The organism is Flavobacterium sp. WC2416, assembly GCF_041200095.1.
GTDB lineage: Bacteria > Bacteroidota > Bacteroidia > Flavobacteriales > Flavobacteriaceae > Flavobacterium.
On record NZ_CP165626.1, the window covers coordinates 2020959 to 2043963 of the forward strand.

Annotated in this window: 18 protein-coding genes and 1 pseudogene; 8 read left to right on the top strand and 11 right to left on the bottom strand. The window is 31.7% G+C overall.

The window, feature by feature from the left end; translation table 11 throughout:
• Window positions 1-38 precede the first annotated feature (38 nt).
• From AB3G39_RS08605 to AB3G39_RS08635, 7 genes are all read right to left on the bottom strand, one after another.
• A complete protein-coding gene (locus AB3G39_RS08605; RefSeq protein ID WP_369754052.1) occupies window positions 39-1859 on the bottom strand; it encodes a hypothetical protein in 1821 nt (606 codons plus the stop codon).
• Window positions 1860-1967: 108 nt separating this feature from the next.
• A complete protein-coding gene (locus AB3G39_RS08610) occupies window positions 1968-3143 on the bottom strand; it encodes an AI-2E family transporter (RefSeq protein WP_369764830.1) in 1176 nt (391 codons plus the stop codon).
• Between the two features lie 183 nt (window positions 3144-3326).
• The gene (locus AB3G39_RS08615; RefSeq protein ID WP_367753714.1) at window positions 3327-3857 is read right to left on the bottom strand and encodes a mechanosensitive ion channel domain-containing protein; all 531 of its coding nucleotides are present in this window, start codon (window positions 3855-3857) and stop codon (window positions 3327-3329) included.
• Between the two features lie 10 nt (window positions 3858-3867).
• The gene (locus tag AB3G39_RS08620; protein ID WP_367770637.1) at window positions 3868-4452 is read right to left on the bottom strand and encodes a Maf-like protein; all 585 of its coding nucleotides are present in this window, start codon (window positions 4450-4452) and stop codon (window positions 3868-3870) included.
• A complete protein-coding gene (locus AB3G39_RS08625) occupies window positions 4439-5371 on the bottom strand; it encodes a geranylgeranylglycerol-phosphate geranylgeranyltransferase (RefSeq protein ID WP_367770634.1) in 933 nt (310 codons plus the stop codon). The genes AB3G39_RS08620 and AB3G39_RS08625 overlap by 14 nt, the downstream gene beginning before the upstream one ends.
• Before the next feature lie 70 nt (window positions 5372-5441).
• A complete protein-coding gene (locus AB3G39_RS08630) occupies window positions 5442-5969 on the bottom strand; it encodes a KdsC family phosphatase (protein ID WP_367770631.1) in 528 nt (175 codons plus the stop codon).
• Window positions 5953-6726 (bottom strand): Rossmann-like and DUF2520 domain-containing protein, encoded by a 774-nt coding sequence (locus AB3G39_RS08635; RefSeq protein WP_367770628.1) that lies wholly within the window; start codon window positions 6724-6726, stop codon window positions 5953-5955. Before AB3G39_RS08635 ends, AB3G39_RS08630 begins: the two co-directional genes overlap by 17 nt.
• Before the next feature lie 195 nt (window positions 6727-6921).
• Here AB3G39_RS08635 and ccsA point away from each other — a divergent pair, with 195 nt between their 5' ends.
• Window positions 6922-10113 carry a cytochrome c biogenesis protein CcsA gene (gene ccsA / locus AB3G39_RS08640; protein ID WP_369764831.1) on the top strand — a complete coding sequence of 1064 codons (3192 nt, stop codon included), beginning with the start codon at window positions 6922-6924 and terminating at the stop codon, window positions 10111-10113.
• Window positions 10114-10329: 216 nt separating this feature from the next.
• Here the strand turns inward: ccsA and AB3G39_RS08645 are convergent, their stop codons facing one another.
• The 3 genes from AB3G39_RS08645 to AB3G39_RS08655 all read right to left on the bottom strand — a co-directional run bounded on the left by AB3G39_RS08645 (window position 10330) and on the right by AB3G39_RS08655 (window position 12771).
• Window positions 10330-11274, bottom strand: coding sequence for a tRNA dihydrouridine synthase (locus AB3G39_RS08645; RefSeq protein ID WP_369764832.1), 945 nt, complete (start codon window positions 11272-11274; stop codon window positions 10330-10332).
• Between the two features lie 181 nt (window positions 11275-11455).
• On the bottom strand, window positions 11456-12241 hold the full coding sequence (locus tag AB3G39_RS08650) for an anti-sigma factor domain-containing protein (RefSeq protein WP_369764834.1): 786 nt from the start codon (window positions 12239-12241) through the stop codon (window positions 11456-11458).
• Window positions 12241-12771, bottom strand: a complete 531-nt coding sequence (locus tag AB3G39_RS08655; RefSeq protein ID WP_367770607.1) for an RNA polymerase sigma factor — start codon at window positions 12769-12771, stop codon at window positions 12241-12243. The genes AB3G39_RS08650 and AB3G39_RS08655 overlap by 1 nt, the downstream gene beginning before the upstream one ends.
• 231 nt (window positions 12772-13002) lie before the next feature.
• On the opposite strand from AB3G39_RS08655, the pseudogene AB3G39_RS08660 reads away from it, so the two are divergent.
• From AB3G39_RS08660 to AB3G39_RS08675, 4 genes and pseudogenes are all read left to right on the top strand, one after another.
• Window positions 13003-14229 (top strand): annotated as a pseudogene (locus AB3G39_RS08660) (DUF4331 family protein).
• A gap of 77 nt (window positions 14230-14306) precedes the next feature.
• Window positions 14307-15602 carry a hypothetical protein gene (locus tag AB3G39_RS08665; protein WP_369764835.1) on the top strand — a complete coding sequence of 432 codons (1296 nt, stop codon included), beginning with the start codon at window positions 14307-14309 and terminating at the stop codon, window positions 15600-15602.
• A 5-nt stretch (window positions 15603-15607) separates the two neighbouring features.
• Window positions 15608-17821, top strand: coding sequence for a TonB-dependent receptor (locus AB3G39_RS08670; protein ID WP_369764836.1), 2214 nt, complete (start codon window positions 15608-15610; stop codon window positions 17819-17821).
• A 151-nt stretch (window positions 17822-17972) separates the two neighbouring features.
• Complete coding sequence (locus AB3G39_RS08675; protein WP_367770599.1) at window positions 17973-18560, top strand: glutathione peroxidase; 588 nt, start codon at window positions 17973-17975, stop codon at window positions 18558-18560.
• A gap of 66 nt (window positions 18561-18626) precedes the next feature.
• Here the strand turns inward: AB3G39_RS08675 and AB3G39_RS08680 are convergent, their stop codons facing one another.
• Complete coding sequence (locus AB3G39_RS08680) at window positions 18627-19124, bottom strand: N-acetyltransferase family protein (RefSeq protein ID WP_369764837.1); 498 nt, start codon at window positions 19122-19124, stop codon at window positions 18627-18629.
• Between the two features lie 139 nt (window positions 19125-19263).
• Between AB3G39_RS08680 and menD the strand changes: the two genes are divergently transcribed.
• The 3 genes from menD (at window position 19264) to AB3G39_RS08695 (ending at window position 22350) form a co-directional block, all read left to right on the top strand.
• Window positions 19264-20925, top strand: coding sequence for a 2-succinyl-5-enolpyruvyl-6-hydroxy-3-cyclohexene-1-carboxylic-acid synthase (menD, locus tag AB3G39_RS08685; RefSeq protein ID WP_369764839.1), 1662 nt, complete (start codon window positions 19264-19266; stop codon window positions 20923-20925).
• Window positions 20926-21042: 117 nt separating this feature from the next.
• Window positions 21043-21384 carry a DUF2853 family protein gene (locus AB3G39_RS08690; RefSeq protein ID WP_367770592.1) on the top strand — a complete coding sequence of 114 codons (342 nt, stop codon included), beginning with the start codon at window positions 21043-21045 and terminating at the stop codon, window positions 21382-21384.
• A gap of 111 nt (window positions 21385-21495) precedes the next feature.
• Window positions 21496-22350 carry a S1 RNA-binding domain-containing protein gene (locus tag AB3G39_RS08695; RefSeq protein ID WP_367770590.1) on the top strand — a complete coding sequence of 285 codons (855 nt, stop codon included), beginning with the start codon at window positions 21496-21498 and terminating at the stop codon, window positions 22348-22350.
• Window positions 22351-23005: the final 655 nt, after the last annotated feature.

Genomic DNA, 23005 nt, shown 5'->3' on the forward strand with positions numbered 1-23005 from the left:
ATTGAATATTAAACATATGAAAGCTAAATAGAAGTTGATTATTTAAACAAGACTGTTCTAGGTTTAGCTAACTCGAAGGTTTGAAAACCAAAATCTGTGGTCTGAAAAGCATTAGTTCTAAAAACATTGTCCCCTTCAAAAGGAATTGTTGGGTAGTACGAAAGTGAAAATTGAAAAGAACTAAAAACTAAATAGTCATTACTTATTATAACGCCAATTCCAATTTTAGAATAGGCCTTGCTTTTTTGTACGCTACTTTGACTATTTCCAATAACGGCAATGGTATAATTAAAATAAGGATTCATGCGAAACCCACCAATATCTTTTGGAGCATAGGATTGTGTTTGTAGTGTCATGACCATTTTATTTGTTCCATACACCGCACTATTAAATCCTTGGATCCCATAATTTTCATTAATTGAAAGTTGATCCCCAATCGAGTTTTTCCGATTTAATCCAATAAGTACTTGCGGTTTTATAAACTGTCTAAATTTCCACTTTCCCAGCTCTATTAAGTGGGTGAAATAATTGGCTTGAAAAGAAAAGGCTGACTGCTCTGTTTTAGACTGATTAAAAAAAGTACCAACTTCTAAATTGGTACTCAAAAATCCCCATTTATGATAATTACCAAACGAAATTTGGGCGCCTAGATAAGGCCTCCAACTTTTATTTTTGTATTGATAACCTGCAGTTATTCCGTAAATTCTTCCAATGGGAACATCTTCAATGATCCCATTTTTAAAGATGTACTTGTCTTCAATAAATTTTCGGGTATTGATACCTATTCCCATTAGTAATGATTTTTCATTCGAATAAAAATCGATTGGGTCATAATCAATTGAAGGACTTTCAATATAATTCTTATTCATAAAACCCCCTGCTAAAATCAGATTTGTTGTTCTTTCATTTACTGAGTTTGCTTTAAATATATTAAATGCTTTTCCTAACCAAAAATCATGAGAGCTGTATTTGAAATTTTGTTCTACATAAATCAAGTCTCTTCCTTGTAAGGTATCTTTTCTAAATTGTTGTTCTAAAAAAATACCTCCAGCCCATTTAGTTAGTGGAGAATAAAATGGTCTTTCAATATCGATACTTTTAGTATAATTATTTTCAAGATCAGTTTGGTATTTTAATTTTGTTTTAATGAAAGTATTCTTAATATTAGGGATGGTATAAGCTAAGTTATTCGCATTTTTTCCATCACTAAAGCGATTTGTAAAACGATAGTCAAATTGTTGTCCAGTACCAAAAAAGTTATTTTCATTTAGTCCTACAGAAATACGGGAATTTGAAACTTCAAATTTTGGGATGGTACTCCATGAGTCCAATACCCGAATGTACACATCAACAGAGTCACTTGTTTTACTAATTAATTCTTCCGAAATGGTTACTCTGTTAACAAATCGTTGTGATCTAATGATACGTTCAGACTCTTGAATTATGAAAGAATTGTACTCACTGTTTTTTTTAAATAGCAGTAAATTTTTAATAGCCAATTCTTTCGTTTTAAGATGGAGTCTGTTTCCTGTTCTTTCTGACCAATTTCGGGGATAAGCAGTTGTATCAGAATCAGAATACCCAAAAGGATCCAGTGTCACTATTGTTATGTTCCGAATAATTTTCCCTTGCAGGTTTTTGTGTGTTTTTTGTTTTGGAATTTTAGCTTTTGCTGTAGCTCTTATAGGCTGAAAAATCAAACCATGCATAAATTTCGTAAACTTATTTTTTTTTGAATACGTTTGAATAGATTTGTACATGTCTGCACTGTCTTTCTCTACTTTGTTTATTTGTGAAAAGGATAATTGACAGCAAAAAAGCATCAAAAATAATAGCGCTATTTTTTGTTTAGGAGACATTTATAAATATTTTTAATTTACAAGAATTAAAAAGCGATATGTTGTCAAAATTGATGAGTTAGAATCTATGATTGCGACATTAATTTAAATCGAGTGGTCTAATTTTTGTTAAACCTGCTCTATATCATTTTCAAAAACCATATCATCAGTCAATTTATTTTCTCCTGAATTATTTGTTTTTTTAGAACTATAATTGGCGTCTTTTTTATTTTCCCAAATAATTTTTTTAGGTAAATTATCGCCCATTAAATAGCCCCAAGGTTCTAAAGTTTCTATCTGGTCAAAAACAATTTTTAAAACAGCTAATATTGGTATAGCCAAAAACATTCCTGAAATTCCTGCAATGGCACCACCTATAATTATCCCTATTATTGAAACGAAAGCATTAATTTGTACTTTGGTATTAATGATTAAAGGTACAAGAATATTATTGTCTATTATCTGAACAACTACATTTACTCCTACAACTCCCAATATTATTGATAAATCGGGCGTTCCAGTTAGTGATGCTAAAAATGTCAAAAAACCTGCAATTAAAATACCTATGTAAGGGATAAGGTTTAATATTCCGGTTATAATACCTAGTAATATATAATACTGTATCCCAATAAAATAAAGCCCAATGCTAGTTAAAATAGAAACTAAAATCATTTCTATTATTAAACCAGAGATGTAGTTTTGTACAGCACTTTTTATTTGGACTAAAATGCTTTGTAATTTCTCATGAAATTCAGCTCTAAATAACTTAGTTAAAAATAAAACAAAATGTTTTCTATACAAAAGAATGAGGAAGGTATAAATAGGAATTAAAGTAATATTCATCAGAGTATCAGTAACTGATAGTAGAGTTGTACCAATACTTTCTTTTCCTTTTTTTACGGAGTTTTCCGTAACGTCTTCAATGTATTTCCTTTGTTCCCATAGACTTACCTGAAAATTGGTTCTTATAAAGCGTTGTATGTCAGTAATGAATAGGTTAATGTTTTTTCCGATTTTTTCAAAATCACTGGCTATATCACTAATTTGGTATGAGATAAACGCTAGAATTCCTAAAATAAACAAAACAAAAAGGAGTACGGTGATGCTCACTGCCAATGCATTAGGGAAACGTAATTTTGAATTTAAAAAAGAAACAATTGGTAATAGTAATACCGCAAATAAAAAGGCTAATAATACAGGAATGAAAACATCTTTTCCCATATAAAAAATATAGGTGATACTTATTATGCTTATTAAAGTAAAGCTAAGCCTGATGAAAAAAGGATATTTAATGGTGTTGTTCATGCTATGTTTGTTTTTAAAATAAACAATAAATTCTACTGAAATCACTTACTATTCAACAAGCAAATTTGATGTTTTAATACTAATTTTGAGTTATATGTTTTTTTATATTTTTTATATAATTACCACTTAAAAAAGAAACTTTTGGATAGAATATATTGAAAACAAATGTTAGATATCTAAATATTAGTCTACAAACTCGTTATCGTCAAAATGAATTTTCATTATTGATATTCCTTTTTGAAAAAGGAGGTTGTTGGGGTAGACAATTATTTCACCGTCTTTTGTAACTAATGCTACATGAAATGCACGAATATCCTCAATTTCAGCAATGATAGGGAAATCTTTATCATGTATTCGGATAACATCTCCAATTTTAAAAGGAAACGAAAAGAATAAAATAATTCCAGATGTGATGTTACTTAAAATGGACCATTGGGCAAACATGGCTACCCCTACAACAGTTGTAATAGAGGAAATTGCAATGATGATATCTTTGGTTTGTACTCCCCAGATAAGTATTAATGCTATTATTGCCAGTATATTAGTAAGTAAATTAAGATACTTAATGACCAGATTGGTTCGATGTACAATTCGATTTGTTTTTTCTGCAAAACGCCTAACTAATTTGGAAACAATAATCCGCAATAAAAAAAACACAAATAGGAGAATCCCAGTTGCGAATACTTCTTTTGTAAAATTATTAAAGAAAGTCATACGATACGTTTTATGCTAAGTTACTCAAATATTCGTACACTTTATCAACTGGTAATCCCATAACATTAGCATACGAACCTTCAATTTTTGATACACCAATGAACCCAATCCATTCCTGAATTCCATATGCACCTGCTTTATCATATGGCTTGTAATTATCTATGTAGTACAAAATAGCTTCGTCACTTAATTCGTTAAAAGTAACTTTTGTAGTTTCGGATATAACTTCAGTTTTTACATTAGTTTTAAAACAAACGGATGTAATTACATCATGCGTAGAATTTGATAATGATTTTAAGATGGCAAAAGCATCTTCTTTATCTTTTGGCTTGCCTAAGGCTTTGTTGTTATGCCAAACGATGGTGTCACTGGTAATCAATATTTCATTTTCGTTTAATTCTCCTTCAAATGCACTTGCTTTTAGTTTAGCTAGATAATCAGTGATTTGACCTGCTTTTAATTCTAAAGGGAATATCTCTTCGATTTCTTTTAATCGAATTTCAAAATCCAATTCTAAATCTTTAAAAAACTGTTGTCTTCTAGGTGATCCAGATGCTAAAATGAGCTTGTATTGATTTAATTTATTTTGAAGCATTATATTTTATATTTAAAGTAATAATTACAATTGATAAAATTCCGAAAAGAAGAATCCATTTTAAAAGGATACTGAGTTTATGAAAGTCTTTTTTGTTTTTTGATTCCCAACTTTTTATCGAAAAGTAAATGAGTGGTGCCAAGACAAATACAATCGAATAAAGGGCTGCAAATTGTAAATTATTAGCCATAAAATAATTCTTGATATATACAAGAAGTGAAATTATTGGAATAAAACTTAAAGCAAAAACTAGTTTTGATGTCCTTTTAACTCCTAAAACAATTGGTAGTGTTTTCATTCCCTGATTAGAATCTCCATTTATATCTTCTAAGTCTTTGATGATTTCCCTTAAAAAATTAATTAAGAAAGCAAATACAGCGTAATCAAGTAGTATGGAAAAAAGTACGGCCATTATTTGTTGGTTTTCAGAAGTAATGGCGGGGTATAAATCAAAAATTCCAATAATCACGACACTGAATGATAGCAATAACGCAACGACAAAATTACCAACTAGCAACATTTGCTTCAAGCTGGTTGCGTAAATATATAGTGTTGCGGCAATTAAAATAAAAATGGAGGCAAATCCTGGTTTAGATATTACATTGGATAAATAAAAACCTATCGCAACACCAGTTACGTTTAAAACAGCATAAATATTATATGCTGATGTTTCCGAAATGCTTCTCCCTACAATTAGATTATTTGGTTTATTTTCTAAGTCTGTATCTTGGTCAAAAATGTTATTAATCACGTATCCTGCAGCAGCTATCAATACCGTACTTAATACAAGTAAAAGGTATTGCCAGTCGTTTAATGCCAAAGGAATATTTTGCATTTTCAAAAAACCAAACCTAAAAACGAGTTGCATGAAAGCAAGCAGAAGTAAGTTTTGGTATCGAATAAGTTTTAGAAAATTCATGGTTGTTTTTTTTCTGTGCGAGTTCTCTTTTTCTAATTAATGATGACTGAAAATGGTAATCAAAACCGATTTAATCGTGTTTTCCGTCAAAATATTCCATCCATTTTCCTTGTACTTTCATCACTTGCTCAATAACATCACGGGCAGCACCTTTCCCTCCATTTTTATGCGAAATATAAGTTGAAATCCCTTTAATTTCTGGACTAGCATCTTGTGGACAGGTTGGTAATCCTACTAATTTCATAACGTGATAATCTGGAATATCATCGCCCATATACAGTACTTGCTCTGGGTTTATCGAATACAGTTCTGTATATTCTTTAAACGTTTCTACTTTATCGGGTGTTCCTAAATGAATGTCGGTAATACCTAAATTACGCAAGCGCACACGAACCCCTTCATTACTTCCTCCAGAAATAATACAAACGTTATACCCGCTTTCCACAGCTGCTTTCAAAGCGTAACCGTCACGAATATTCATAGTTCTTAGAATTTCACCTTCGGTGGTTACAAATACGGAACTGTCTGTAAGTACGCCGTCAACATCAAAAATAAACGTAGTGATGTCATTCATTAATTCTTTATAACTTTTTGCCATTATCTTGTATTGATTGTGTTAGTATTTTATAAATGTTGGATTGATTGTTATTTGTTAAAAATAATTGATGTGCTTCAATGGTTTGCTTGTCATTACGTATCGCAGGACCGGTTTGTGCTTCCTCTGGTGATAGGGTCATTATTTTTTGAGCGGTTTCTTGAATTAGTGGTTGTAAAATAGCAAAAGGAACTTGGTGTTCCTTGCAGATTTCATTTCCTAAATGGTATAAGTGATTGGTGAAATTATTGACAAAAACGGCCGCTACATGCAAGGCTTTTCTTTGTTCAGAGTTAATGGTATACACTTTTTCGGAAATGGATTTTGCTACTTTATCTAATAATTGATAATCCGTTGCATTTTCACTTTCTAAACAAATAGGGATGGTTTTAAAATCGACTTCCTTGTTTTTAGTAAACGTTTGTAGCGGATAAAAGACCCCTTTTCGATTGTTATTATTTAAATTATCCAATGAAACACTACCAGAAGTATGAACAACCAATCTGTTTTTGAACTGTAATTGTTCAGAAACCTTGGTTATAGCATCATCAGTAACGGCTATTATATATAAATCAGCTTCTTGCAGCTCAGCATAATCAGTAACAATTTTTTTGTAATCAAGTAAATGAGCAAGAGTTTCTTTTTTTCTTGAATATACTTGAACTAATTCAATCTCGTTCCCATTGTTTTGGGATTTTTGTAGCGCAGCTATCAAATGTTGCGAAACATTTCCAGAGCCAATAATAATAACTTTAACCATTTGACAAAATTAGCAATTTTTTTTAAAGTCTTTACAACTATTCTTACGTTGCATTTTTTATAAAATCCCTAAAAAAACAATCGATTAGTTGTTGTAAAAGGCTTAATTTTAGATTAAATTAACAATTGCTCAAATATAGAAGTCAACATTTTTAAGTACTTTTGTGGCACTTTTAAAAAACACAATTCCTTTAAAATGAATAAAAAAATATTCTCCATTTTATTTTCTACACGATTAATGGCCATTTTGTTCTTGACTTTTGCGATTGCAATGGGTACAGGAACTTTCATCGAAAGTAAATACAATACTGACACTGCTCGAATTTTAGTTTATAACACTTGGTGGTTTGAAGCGATAATGGTGTTTTTTATGATTAATTTCATTGGAAATATAAAGCGTTATCAGTTATTAAAGAAAGAAAAATGGGCTACATTATTACTTCATTTGGCTTTTATTTTTATTCTTTTGGGAGCTTTTGTAACTCGCTATATCAGTTATGAAGGAATGATGCCAATACGGGAAGGTGCTGCCGAAAATCAATTTTATTCTGATAAAACTTTTCTTACTGTCTTTGTTGATGGGGAATACAAAGGCGAAATGAAACGTAGAGTTTTTGAGAAAAAATTATTGCTTTCTCCAGTTACTAATAATGATTTTACAATTTCTGATAAATTTGCGGATACTCCTTTTGAAATAGAATACAAGAATTTTATTATGGGAGCCAAGGAATATGTAAAGGCGGATTCAAAAGGTATTTTATATTTAAAATTAGTTGAAGCAGGGGATGGTGGTCGTGAAGAACATTTCTTGAAAGAAGGAGAAGTTCAAAATATTCACAACGTCTTATTTGCTTTAAATAAACCTACTGAAGGAGCTATAAACATCAATACAACTGGAACTGCATATACAATCCAGACTCCTTTTGAAGGTAATTTTATGCGAATGGCTGATAAACTTCAGGGAGCTGTTACTAAAGATATTGTACAGCCTTTAATGATGCGATCTCTTTATAGTATTGGAGAAAAACGTTTTGTATTTCCTGATCCAGCTGTAAAAGGGGTGATTGATTATGAGTCTAGTAACGATTTTAAAGCTAAAAATCATGAAGATGCTTTAGTGTTGAAAGTAAAAGCCGAAGGTCAAGAAAAAGAAGTTACTGTTGTAGGTTCAAAAGGAAAAGTAGGGCAGTTTCAAACTGTAAAAATAGGGGCAATTGATTATACTTTTTTCTATGGTAGTAAAGCGTATGTTTTGCCTTTTAAAATAAAATTGAATGATTTTATAGCTCAAAAATATCCTGGCACGGAGAAAAGCTATTCCTCATTTGAAAGTAAAGTTACGGTTCAAGATAGTACTGAAACTTTTGACGCCAGAATTTTTATGAATCATGTTTTGGATTACAAAGGGTATCGTTTCTTTCAGTCTTCATTTGATCCAGATGAGAAAGGGACTGTACTTTCAGTAAATCATGATTCTTGGGGAACAGGGATTACATATGCTGGGTATTTCATGTTGTTTTTTGCGATGATGTCTATAATGTTCACGAAGCATTCTCGATTTGCTGATATAAAAAGAAAATTAGAAGTGGTAAAAGATAAAAAAGCAAAACTGCTGACTGTTTTAGTTTTATTGTTAAGTTTTAATGGTTTTGCGCAAGTTCATAATCACGATCATGATGCCAATGGAAATCATGCCGATCATGCTGAAAATGAGAGCCACATGCGAGTAGCTCCTACGGAAAAACAAATAGATTCCTTGATTAATAAATTCAAAGTATCTGAAGAACATGCTTCCAAGTTTGGACGATTGGTCATTCAAGATGCGGGTGGTAGAATGAAGCCTATTAATACTTTTTCATCTGAATTATTACGAAAAGTAAGTCATTCTAATGATTATAAAGGGATGAATTCTGATCAAGTTTTCTTATCTATATCTCAATATGCTCAATTATGGATTGAAGTGCCTTTGATTTATTTAAGAAGTGGAAACGATAGTATCCGAAAATTAATAGGTGTAGATGTTAAAGCTACAACAGCTCCTTTTATAGCCTTTTTTGATGCCAAAGGGAATTATAAGTTATCACCTTATTTGGATGCGGCTTACAAGGCGGCTAATCCAAATCAATTTGAAAAAGACTTTATTGAGACGGATAAGAAAGTAAATTTAATGGAATCAGCATTAAGTGGTAGTATTTTAAAAATATTCCCCATACCAAATGATCCTAATAATAAGTGGATTTCAACATTAGAGTTGGAACATGCTGGTTTAAAAGGCATGGATTCTACGTATACTAAAAGTGTTTTACCGTTGTATTTTGGCGCTTTAAATCATGCTTCTATATCAAATGATTATAAAAATGCGGATGATTTAGTGGAAAGTATTCATGGGTATCAAAAGAAATTTGGGATCAAAGTGTTACCAAGTGATGACAAAATTTCATTGGAGATACTGTACAACAAATACGATTTACTTCAAAAATTACCATTCGCTTATTTATATGCTGCCATATTAATGATGTTGTTTGTTATCCTTCAAATTTTCAAGGATAAAAAAGTATTGCGTTTTCTAGTAAATGCGATGCATATTGTTATAGCTACTTTGTTTGTACTGCATACGGTAACTCTAGTAGCACGCTGGTACATTTCAGGGCATGCGCCATGGAGTAATGCGTATGAAGCGATTGTTTACGTAGCTTGGGCAACGATGTTTTTTGGGCTAGCATTTGATATTAAATCGAAACTGACTGTGGCGTCTGCAGCATTCGTATCGGCAATGATTCTTGCAGCTGCTTATGCCAACTGGATTGATCCAGAAATAGCTAATTTACAGCCTGTACTTAATTCGTATTGGTTAATGATTCACGTAGCCGTTATTGTGGCTAGTTATGGACCATTTGCACTCGGAATGATATTAGGTTTTGTTTCCTTGTTATTGATCTTTTTCACCAATGAAAAGAACAAAGCTAAAATGGATTTGAATATTCAAGAGATCACCTATATCAATGAAATGGCATTAACTATTGGATTGATTATGTTAACTATTGGTAACTTCCTTGGGGGACAATGGGCCAATGAAAGTTGGGGACGTTACTGGGGATGGGATCCAAAAGAAACTTGGGCATTAATCAGTATCATGGTTTACGCTTTTGTGATTCACGCTCGATTTGTTCCTTCTTTAAGAGGAAAATGGATTTTTAACTTGATGAGTATGTTTGCTTTTGTATCTATTCTATTCACTTATTATGGTGTGAATTTTCACCTAGTAGGATTACACTCTTACGCCAGTGGTGAAGCACATTCTCTAAGTTGGATTTGGTATTCTCTTGGAACAATTTCTTTTATAGGAGCTGTTACGTATCCAAAATATAAAAAGTATTACAAGAAATAAAAAAGTTTTTGTGTAATGTAAAAAAGGTTCAACTGACAAAGTTGAACCTTTTTTTATACTATAATTTTCTTTTGGGCGTGCCCCTAGAGTTGCTCCGGCTATCGCTTCACAACTTCGGGTTGGGCTATTCGCTACAATCTTTTTATCATTTCGTTACACTACATGATAAAAAGGATTTTCGCTGCTATCCCTCACGCAGCTAAGTGCTATTTAAATCTATCCAGCTTTAATAATTTCTTGAACTGCTTGCTCATAATTCCGGATGTTTTTCGCTTTTTTGATTTTTTTGTGCACTTTGTGTGGATTAGAAAAAATAACAGAGAAGTATTCCCATAAGTGATGCATTTTCAATAGAATATGCGTGGAACCAGATAACGATTCACTATATCCTTGATACAATGTTTCATGAAATTCACTAAATAGCTCCATTTTATTTTTTGGATATTCGGTAGTGTTATTTTTAATCATGCTAGGTAAAAAGGGATCGGCTATTAAACCTCTTCCAATCATCCAATGGTCAATAGAAGGGAAGCGCTTTTGCATTTCATGGAATTTAGTTACGGATGTAATGTCTCCATTGTAATACAGTTTCACCTTGCTTTGATCTACACAAGTTTGAAAAGCATCTAAATGTACTCCACCTTTGTACAATTGTTTCCCTAATCGTGCGTGTATGGCCACATTTTTTACTGCGTACTTTTCTAAAATAGGCAATACATCTAGAATTTCCTCTGTAGTATCATAGCCTAAGCGCATTTTCATGGAAACAATAATATCCGATTCATTATGCACTTTGTGTAAAATCTGGTTGATTTTTTCAGTATTACTAATCAATCCTGAACCCATTCCGCACTTTGTTACCATAGGATAAGGGCAACCTAAATTCCAGTTTAGTTCTTTATAGCCTAGTTCCTGAACATACTTTGAAACAAACAAAAACTCATCGGCATCATTAGTTATGATTTGTGGAATAACTTCTAATTCTGAATTGTTCTCCGGCAATAAATCACGCTGATAAGAGGATTTTATAACTAGTTTTCCATTTAAACGGATATAAGGAGCATAATAAGTGTCAATTCCACCAAAAATCTTGTTTTGTGCGTTTCTAAAACGAAAATCGGTAAATCCTTGTAAAGGGGAGGAAAGTAAGGTGTAGTTCATGTAGTATTTAAAAATGCAAATATAACATACTTTAGATTGTAATGCTTTTCATTTAACAGTTATGTTATTTGAGGTCTTTTTAGGTTTTTTAATGCATCTAAAAAAAGGAGTTGATAAGATGGAAAAAGCCAGACTTTAAATAGAAAGTCTGGCTTTTTTATGAATTGAAATTTTATAATAATTATACTTTTCCTAACGTGTATAATTGTTCCATTGTAGGAGTCAAGCTTCCTCCGGCAGGCTCCAGCGTAATTCCAAAAGCTTCAGCATCACCAGTACTGTTTACAGCAAAAATACGTTGGTTGTTTTTATCAAAATTATCAAGTAATCCAATACTTGTAGGAGTTAAAGGATTTAGTTTTAATGCCCAAACTTGATACACCATTCCTTTTGGAGGTTCTGGTAATCCAGCAGCATCTACATAAACCACTTGTGTCTCTTTATTCCAATATACTTTGGCAGACGACTCTGGTGCAACCGCTTGACCACCAAGTGCTACTACCGTATTTTTCACATCTCTTACTACAGCTAAACTAGTTTCAGTAGCTTTATTTTGAAGTTCTAATGTTTGAAGTTCTTTCTCCATTTTTACTTTTTCCACTTCAGTTTTAACGACTTGATTATTAGTCAGGTTTAATTGATTGTACTGGTAACCTACACCTACCATTAGGAGTATAGCTGCAGCCCAACCAATATATTGTGACCAATTTCTAGTTGGTTCCAATTCGATTACTTTAGCATGTTTTAATTCGAGTTTGGCTTTAATTTTTTCATAATTTGCGACCGAATGAAAAGGGGAGAAGCTAGATGATAATGCTACAATTGACTTTTCAATTGCGATGATTTCATCATTAATTTCATTGTCGTTTTTTGCCTTAGTGGCAACGGCTTCACTTTCGGTTTCACTAAGAAGACCATACACGTAAAGTTCTAAAATACCGGAGTCTATATATTCTTTATTTTCCATTATACTTTCAAATAAGTTCTTAAATCATTTATACAATTTCGATTGTGTGTTTTTACCGTTCCTAAAGGGATATTTAACTCTTCCGAAGCTTCTTGTTGAGTATATCCTTTAAAAAACAGTAAATCTATTATTTGAATACATTTGGGTTTCAATCTTTTTACAAATTCTTGAATCCCTATTGTATCCACCTTATTAACGAGTTTGTTACTGTCGTCTAATAGATTTACGAAATTATCTGAAGAAAGGTTTTTTTGGCTATTGTTAAAATTTTTAGATCTTAGTTTATCTATAGAAGTATTTCTGGCAATATTTAGAATCCAAGTATAAAATCGGCCTTTGCTTTCATTATAGGAATCAATGTTTTTCCATATTTTGACAAAGACTTCTTGAAGAACGTCTTCGGCCTCTTCTCTATTTCTAACTAAAACATTAATGACAGAAAATAAACTTTTTGAATACATATCATATAGATGTGTAAATGCTCTTTCGTCTTTTTTGTAAATCAATACTAATAAATCTTCTTGGGTCATAATGTATAAGTTTAACTATTACAAACTTATACAAACTTATTCAGATTTAAATTAAATAATTCAATATCTAATTTAAAAAAAATGGGATTTAAAAATTTTGTGTTTTTTTTAATATTGTAAAATACTGATTTACAATAAGTTGATTAAAAAATTAAGTTTTTTTTAATTATTTTAAAACCAAATCGGAAACATTCCCGTAAATGCTTTTATAACCTTTTAAATTATAACAAAATGAAAAAAACAAAAATGATATTGGGTCTGTCGCTAATTGCGATTTCAGGTCTAATTCTAGTAGCAGCGGATCACGTAGATGCTCCATCAGTAACAGGTAATGCAGCAGACATTACAGACGTATACACTTTTCAAGGACAAGAAACTAGTAATTTAGTTTTTGCAGTTAACACACAAGGATTATTAAGTCCGAATGCTACAGCAGCTGCTTCCTTTAATGAAAATGTAATGATTGAAATTAATATCGATAATACAGGTGATAATGTAGAAGACTTAGTAATACAAGCAATTAGAAAAGGAGATAAAATGTATTTCTTCGGACCATATGCACCTACAACAACTGGTACATCTAGTACGATTAAAACAAGTGCAGCTTCTGGAAGTGTAGCAATTTCTAAATACGGAGCTTCAGCTGTAACTTCAACAGAAAACGGAATGAAATTTTTCGCTGGACCAAGAGACGATCCATTCTTTTTTGACTTAGGTCAATTTCAAGCAATCCTTGGAGGGACAGCTTCAGGATTCAACAATCCAGGTACAGATACTTTTGCAGGATCTAATGTACTTTCAGTAGTTGTTGAGGTTCCAAAAGCAATGTTAGGTACAGCAAGTACTTTAAATGTATGGGCAGAAACTAAGAAAAAACAATAATAAATTTTATTTTAAAAATTGAAAATTATGAAATCAAATAAATTCAAAATCATAACTTTTGCACTTGTATGTGCAGTAGCTACAGTAAGCTGTAACAAAGACGATAATAATGATCCTATGGCAAGTGCCGACTTCTCAGGAACATATGTACAACAAGATCAAATGGCTAGACCAGCAATAAATACTGTTTTTATCGCTTCAGGTCAACCTAAAGACGATTTTAATGCAGCCATTCCTTCTGCAATGGGAGCAAAATACCAATCTATTTTTCAATCTAGATTAATGGCTTTAAACCCTGCATTTACAACTAATGCATTAGGTTTAACAGCTGCTCAATTTACTGGAGTACTAGCAACAGATGTTTTAAACGTAAAAACTACTGGTAAAACTACGTTCTTCGATGGAACAAATGTTTTAACAGGTAGAGCATTGGCTGATGACGTTATTGATGTAGAATTGATATTGATCTTTGGAGGTACAAATGGTGCAGCTAACCCTGGACTTACTTCTGATCACGTGGATGCAAATGATAAACCATTTACAGCTTCATTCCCTTACTTAGCAGCTGCTTGGTAATAGAAAACAAAAAAACAGAGTGCTTTTATAAATTAAGTACTCTGTTTTTTTTAATAATGAATAACAAACAATAGATTATGAAAACGTATAAATTAATCCCCATTTTTGTTTTTACAATCCTTTTTATTTTTGCTTGCGATAATAAAACAACTCAAATTACAAAAGCCGCTGACTACAATAAATACTTGCATATTACAGGAAATGAATCAATAGATTTTGCAAATAAAGAAATTGAATTTTGGCAATCTAAATATGATGCAGCACCAAATCAAAAAACATTTTTAGATGTAATTGCATCAAAATATGCTACCCTTTTTGAATATAATGGTGATATAAAAAACTTATATAAAACCGAAGATTTATTGATCCAATCAAATGAAGCAAATAACTATTCAAAAGTTTCAACTTTACGGTCTTTAGGAAGAAATTATATTGCACAACATCGCTTTAAAGAAGCGTTAGTTTTGGCCAATAAAGCATTTGCCATTGGTGAAGGACGTAACGAAACTCAAAAATTACTTTTTGATGTTCAAATGGAATTAGGGAATTTTCCTGAAGCATTAACAAATTTGAATGCTTTAAAAGACATGAATGATTATGATTATTTGATTCGCTTAGCGAAATGGAATGACCATAAAGGCGATTTGAAAACCGCTATTACTTTCATGGAAAAAGCAAGAGATATAGCAGAAAAAGAAGACAATAAAACACTAAAAATATGGTCTTATTCAAATCTTGGAGATTTTTACGGTCATGCTGGAATGATCCAGGAATCATATGGTAGTTATTTAAAAACATTAGCAATAGATCCCAATTATTCCTATGCTTTAAAAGGAATTGCTTGGATTGTATTTTCTCATGAAAGAAATACAACCGAAGCAAAAAGAATTGTGGAAGCTATTGAAATTACACATAATGCCCCAGATTTATTTTTATTGAAAGCTCAAATTGCTCAATTTGAAGGTGATAAAAAAGAAGCTGATTTAAATAAAAAAGCGTATTTCGATATGTTGAATGCTACTAATTATGGTGCAATGTATAATAAGTACAATACTTTAATTTATGCCGACGATCAAGCAAATGCTGCAAAAGCATTAGAAATTGCAAAAATTGAAGTAGATCATCGACCTACACCAGATTCATATGACTTATTGGCTTGGTCTTATTTAAACATGGGGCAGCAGGAAAAAGCTTTAGAAATTGCTAAAGAACATGTACTAGGAAAATCTTTTGAACCTAATGTCCAATACCATTTGGCTATGATTTACAAAGCGAATAATGACACTCAAAAAGTAGCTCCTATAAAAAAAGAATTGCTTTCTAGTATATATGAATTGGGACCCAATTTTGAAAAAAAGGTAAATCAATTATAAAACAGATGAGATATTTTTTAGCACTTCTACTGTCTATAACTGGATTAGTATCCCACAGTCAAGTTCAAAAAGGAACTATAGTTGATGAATTTGGTAACCCAATAGAGAACGCATATGTAGTAAATACAAATTCAGAAAGTCATGCACATACGAATGAATTAGGAATGTTTAGTATTGATAAAACGGTATTGGCAGATGTCTTAAAGATTAGCGCATTGGGTTATAAAAAACAGAATTATACCATTACCAACTCTGAAATTAGAATCGTATTGGGAGATGATATTTTTAGACTGAATGAAATTGTTATTCAGCAAAAGTTATCAGCGATGAATGTTATTTCAAAAATAGATTTGCAAACTACTCCAGTGAATTCTTCTCAAGAAATTCTTAGAAAAGTACCTGGATTATTCATAGGACAACATGCTGGTGGAGGGAAGGCTGAACAAATATTCTTGAGAGGTTTTGACATTGATCATGGTACTGATATTGCCATTTCGGTAGATGGTATGCCAGTAAATATGGTTTCGCATGCGCATGGGCAAGGTTATGCCGATTTGCATTTTGTGATTCCTGAAACAGTAGAAAAAATAGATTTTGGAAAAGGCACGTATTATGCGGACAAAGGGGATTTTGCAACCGCAGGATACGTTGCCTTCCAAACTAAAGAAAAATTAGACAAAAGTAGCATCAGTGTCGAAGCGGGCCAGTTTAATACACTAAGAACAGTAGGTTTATTCAACTTATTGGGTAAACAAAAAAAACAATCCGCCTATCTAGCTACTGAATATATTCTAACAGATGGCCCATTTGATTCCCCCCAAAATTTTAATAGGGTCAATCTGTTAGGAAAATATTCAGCTATATTAGATGATAATAGTAAATTTTCTATTTCTGCTTCCCGTTTTTCCAGTAAGTGGGATGCTAGTGGCCAAGTACCACAACGATTGGTAGATAACGGTACTATTTCTAGATTTGGATCAGTTGATGATACGGAAGGCGGAACTACGGCAAGAACTAGTATCATTGCGACATTAAGTAAACCCATTGATGAAAATACGTTTTTGAAAGCCAATGCTTTTTACTCTAAATATGAATTTGAATTGTATTCTAACTTTACTTTTTTCTTAGATGATCCTATCAATGGAGATCAAATTAGACAAAAAGAAAACAGAAATATTTACGGTATGAATGCAGAGTTAAACAAAAAACTAAAAAGTAGCGATTGGGATGTATTGTTTCAGTTGGGTGTAGGTTTTCGTGCCGATGCAACAACGGATACCGAATTGTCACATACTTTAAATAGAAGTACAACATTAGAAAGAATAAAATTAGGTGATATTGATGAAGCAAATGGGTTTACGTATTTAAATTCAGAAATTAAATTCGGAAAACTGCTCATAAATCCAGCCGTACGTTTGGACTATTTTAAATTCAATTACCAAGATAAATTAGCTGCAATTTATAAAACACAGTCAGAAACGGAAGTGAAAATTTCGCCAAAGTTGAATTTTATCTATTCTCAAAATAATGATTTGCAGTTTTTTGTAAAATCAGGTATTGGTTTTCATTCTAATGATACACGCGTTGTGGTTCAAAATAATGGAAAAGAAATTCTACCAACAGCTATTGGTACTGATATTGGTACCATTTGGAAACCATTTCCTAAACTAATTGTGAATTCTGCTTTGTGGTATTTGTATTTAGAACAAGAATTTGTTTATGTGGGTGATGCTGGAATCATTGAACCAAGCGGGAAATCAAAACGCATGGGAGTCGATTTAGGTTTGCGTTATCAGCTAAATGACTATTTGTATTTTGATGCTGATGCAAATTATACTTATGCTCGAAGTATTGATGAGCCGAAAGGTCTAGATTACATTCCATTGGCTCCAGATTTCACCTCTACTGGTGGATTGAGTTTTCAAAAATGGAATGGATTTTCAGGAGGCTTGCGTTACCGTTATTTAAAAAGTCGACCTGCCAATGAAGATAATTCTATAGTGGCAAAAGGATATGCTATAGCAGATTTCAATATAAACTATACCTATAGCAAGGTGACTTTTGGGGTGTCTATTGAGAATATATTGAATTCAAAATGGAACGAAACACAGTTTGCAACAGAATCAAGATTACAAAACGAGCCCAATAGTGTAGAAGAAATTCACTTTACCCCTGGAACACCGTTTTATATGAAAGGAAAGATTACTTATGCATTCTAATAATAATAAAAGTGATAGTTTGTTTTTGGTTGGAAAACCTAGTGTTTTTTTGTTTGGCACTAGGTTTTTTTTAACAGTTGTTCATTATTAATAAAAAGTTAATACGAACTATTCTAAATACAATTTGTTTATTTTTATAAAAAATTTAAATATGAAAAACCTATTATTTATAGCTTGTTCAGCACTATTACTTTTTAGTTGCAAAAATGAAGCTCAAAGCAAAAAAGCAGATAAAAACAAAACCGAAATGGCTATGGAAAAACAAAACATTTACCAGTTTAAGGTAGAAGATTTATCAGGAAATACTTTTGATTTTGCCTCTTTGAAAGGAAAAAAGGTAATGATTGTAAATACGGCTTCAAAATGTGGATTGACACCACAGTATAAAGACTTGGAAGCTATTTATAAAGAATACAAGGATAAAGGATTTGTAATTGTTGGTTTTCCTGCAAATAATTTTGCTTCACAAGAGCCAGGAACAAATGAAGAAATCGCCTCTTTTTGCCAATTGAATTATGGAGTAACTTTTCCTATGATGGACAAAGTATCCGTAAAAGGTGATGATATGTGTGCTATGTATCAGTTTTTGACACAAAAATCTAAAAACGGATTGCAGGATTCTGATGTAGAATGGAATTTTCAAAAATATCTAATAAATGAAAAAGGGGAACTTGAAAAAGTAATTTCTCCAAAAACTTTACCAACTGATGCTTCTGTTATCAATTGGATTAAAGCCTAATAATAAAAAAATAGAGTTAAAGCTAATTCACTATTTCGATATCCAAATAGTGAATTAGCTTTTTTTTTATTCTAAAATCAACTGCATAAAAACAGAATGTAACCAACGGTCAAATTTAAATCCTGATTCTTTTATTATTCCTACTGTTTTGAAACCAAATTTTTCGTGAAAGTCTACGCTACTTTGATTTTCGGCATCAATAACGGCAATCATAGTGTGTAAACCTTGTTTTTTAGCCAGTTCGATTAATTTCTGAAGCAATATTTTTCCAATTCCTTGACCATGGAAGTCATTATTCACATACACAGAATGCTCTACAGTGAATTTATATGCTTCGCGAAATCGAAACTCGCTATACATCCCAAAACCAGTGACTACACCATTCAATTCCGCTACAATAACAGGGAAGTTTTTCGCTATTTTGTCTTCTAAAATGGCTTTTTGTTGATCATAATTTCGGAGGTTATAATCATACAAAGCGGTTGAATTCAGAATATTATAATTGATGATATCTAATATCGCTTGTGTGTCTTCTGTTTTATAAGCTCTTAACTTGATTTTCATAGAGTAATTATTTGTTGTCAAAATTAATAAAAATCAACTAAAACGAACTAAAAAGAGAACGCAAGTTTGTAACTTTGCTGTTATTGAGGATTTAAACAATTTATTGTTTTTTGAACCTCGAACTTTAAACTAAATTTTAATGATTTACCCCAAAATACCTTTAGCTCAAAGTATCATTCAAACTTGTTTGGGCAAAGGAATCACCACAATAGTTATATCTCCAGGTTCTCGTAACGCCCCGTTGACAATTGGTTTTGCTAGTAATTCAGCTTTTAAATGTTATAGTATTGCCGATGAACGTTCCGCGGCTTTTTTTGCACTAGGTATAGCGCAACAAACGAAGCAACCAGTAGCCCTGGTTTGTACCTCGGGATCCGCATTGTTGAATTATTACCCTGCTTTTGCGGAAGCTTTTTACAGTCAGATTCCATTGATTGTAATTTCGGCTGATCGTCCACAGAGTAAGATTGATATCGGCGACGGACAAACGATTCGTCAAGAAAATGTATTCCAAAATCATTCCGTTTATAATGCTAATTTACAAGAAGGACCCTCTACTGAAAACGATCAAAAAATAAATGCGGTAATAAATACTGCAATAGATAAAAAAGGTCCAGTTCATATTAATGCTCCTTTTGAAGAACCCTTATACGAAACGGTTTCTGAACTTTCAGTTGCTGTCAATGTTTTTGCTTCCGCAAATGAAACCCAGACGATTTCTAATGATGATTTAGCAAAATTCGCAACTATTTGGAACAACTCTCATCGGAAAATGGTTTTGGTAGGTGTCAATGATCCAAACGTTGTGAACGAGAGAACAGTAGAGGCTTTGGCCAATGACAATTCGGTAGTTGTTTTAACAGAAACCACTTCCAATCTGCATCATCCCTCTTTTATCAACAATATTGATACTATTATTACACCATTCTCAAATGAAGATTTTGAAGAATTTTGTCCAGATATTTTAGTAACTTTTGGAGGAATGATTGTGTCCAAACGCATTAAAGCCTTTCTACGTAAATACAAACCAAAACACCATTGGCATATTGATCCGTTAAGGGCTTACGATACTTTTGGTGTTTTAACGGAGCATTTTGAAGCAGATACCAATGTGTTTTTTGATGCGTTTTTACCACTTACCAAAATAGTTGTCAGTGATTATTTTGAAAAAACAGAAAAAGTTACCCTTTTGCGAAAGCAAAAAAGCAATCTTTATTTAGCTAAAATTCCTTTTTCAGATTTTAAAGTTTTCGAAACCGTAATTCCTAGTTTACCTAAAAACAGCCAATTACAAATCAGTAATAGCTCTGCCATTCGATATGCACAATTAATCGATATTGATCCTTCGATTGAAGTGTATTGCAATCGAGGAACAAGTGGAATCGATGGAAGTACTTCTACGGCTATTGGTGCGGCTGTTGCCAATAAAAAACAAACTACCTTTATTACCGGAGATATTAGTTTTTTATATGATAGTAATGGGTTGTGGAATAATTATATTCCTAAGGATTTTAAGATAATTTTGATTAATAATGGTGGAGGGGGAATTTTTAGAATTTTACCTGGACATGAGGAAACTCCCGTTTTTAATACCTTTTTTGAAACATCGCATTGTCTTACTGCTGAACATTTGGCTAAAATGTATGGATTTGAATATAGTATCGCCAGTGATGAAACTTCGTTAAAAAATAGTTTAAGTAATTTATACGAGCAGAATGAAAAACCGTCTATTTTAGAGATTTTCACTCCAACTTTAGATAATGATCGAATTTTACTTCAATATTTTAAGGAATTAGTTTAATGGGAGTTTATTTTAATGTAAAATCACTTTTTTCTTTGTCTTTAAATGGGTTTATAAAGATTTATTTTTTAAATTTGAGTCTATTCGAATATTAACAAAAAATGTAAACTATTATTTATGAGTGCAAGAGAAGATTTAATTGTAAAGTATGCCGCGGATTTAAAAGACAAATGCGGAGTTAATCCAGATATGGATTTATTGACAAAAGTAACTATTGGTTGTGGGCCTTCAATCTATAATAAAGACTCTTCAACTGTTGCAGGAAGTCAACAATCAGAATTGGATACAGTGAAGAATAACTTTTTAATCAAAAAATTAGGTCTTAAAGATGGTCCGGATTTAGATGCCGGAATTGATGCAGTTATTGAAAAGTATGGTCGCTCAAATGCAAATAAATACAGAGCAGTAGTTTATTATTTATTAGCAGTTCATTTTAAAAAAGAAAGTGTTTACAATTAGTAAATTGATATAAAAATGTAAAAGCGCCTTAGAGGCGCTTTTTTTGTGAAGTAATTTTTTGCTATCCCATCTTCAAACTTCGTACCTTTGCGCCTTAGAAAATTGAATAAAATGATTGAAATAGGAAAATACAATACGCTTACAATACTTCGTGATACCCAAGTTGGTTTATTTTTGGGTAGTCCTCAAACTGATCCAGAGGGAATTCACGATGTGCTTTTACCTAATAAATATGTGCCAAATGAATTTGAAATAGGAGAAGAACTTATTGTTTTTGTTTATTTAGATCATGAAGAACGCCCTGTTGCTACTACATTAGAACCATATATTTTATTGAATGAATTTGCACTTTTACGTGTAAATTATGTCAATCAGATAGGTGCTTTTATGGATTGGGGAATGGAAAAAGATATTTTGGTTCCATTTAAAGAGCAAGCGCGTCCTATGGAAAAAGGAAAACGTTACTTGGTTTATCTTTATATGGATGAAAAAACGAATCGTTTAGTAGCTTCAAGTAAAACCAATCAATTCTTAAAAAATGACGAATTGACTATTGAAAAAGGAGAAGAAGTCGACTTGATTGTTTCACACATTACTGAATTAGGAATTAACGTTATTATTAATGAGCGCCATAAAGGGTTGTTGTATAAAGATGAGGTTTATGATGATGCTATTCGTACAGGAGATCGTATGCGAGGATACATAAAAAACATTCGTCCTGACAATAAAATTGATGTAGCACTACAAATTCAAGGCTATCAAAGTATTGAACCTAATGCGGATAAAATACTAGATGAGTTAAGAGCGAGTAGAGGTTTTTTACGCTTGACCGATAATTCGCATCCAGAAGATATCAAGACGGTATTGAAAATGAGTAAAAAAACTTTCAAGAAGGCGATAGGTGCTTTATATAGAGAGAAATTAATTGAAATAAAAGAAGACGGAATTTATTTGGTTAAAGAATAATTAAATACAATTTAATACATAAAAAAAGAAAGACTAATCATACCGGTTAGTCTTTCTTCTTTTATGTTGGTTTGGATTATAAAAATGCAAGACAACAATAAAATAAATGTATTGTCATTCTTTAAAGTAGATTTATTCACTTTTAGAAGGAATAGTATGCTAATACTATTTTAAAAATATCGAATTAAGCGCAAATTACTTTATAAAATGGATTGTCGTTAAGTGCACAAATAGATGCTTTTTGAGTTAAGAATTAATTTCACGTTAAAGCCATTGGTTTTGTATATATATTGAAAGATCAGTTTTCTCGAAAATAATAATTATGCTAAATGCTAAACTTATTTTTGCAATCAAATAGAAATTTTATTTTAACCGTAGGTGTTACTCTTTATTATTTACTTTAGGGCAAATGCTTATACCTTTATACTCATTAATCTTAGCTTTAGAAATATTTTTATAACTTACTACCAAGGAAAAAGGAGTGACAAAAAAATGAATTGAATTCAAATTATTCTTTTTTTTAATTAATAAATCAGTGAACTAATTTTACCAATCAGGTCTCAAAAAAATCATACAATGTTGATTAGTAATGTTTAAAGATAATAAATATTTTTTTTAGGGATTGTTAAATTTAAAGATTAGTTGATTTTTTTTT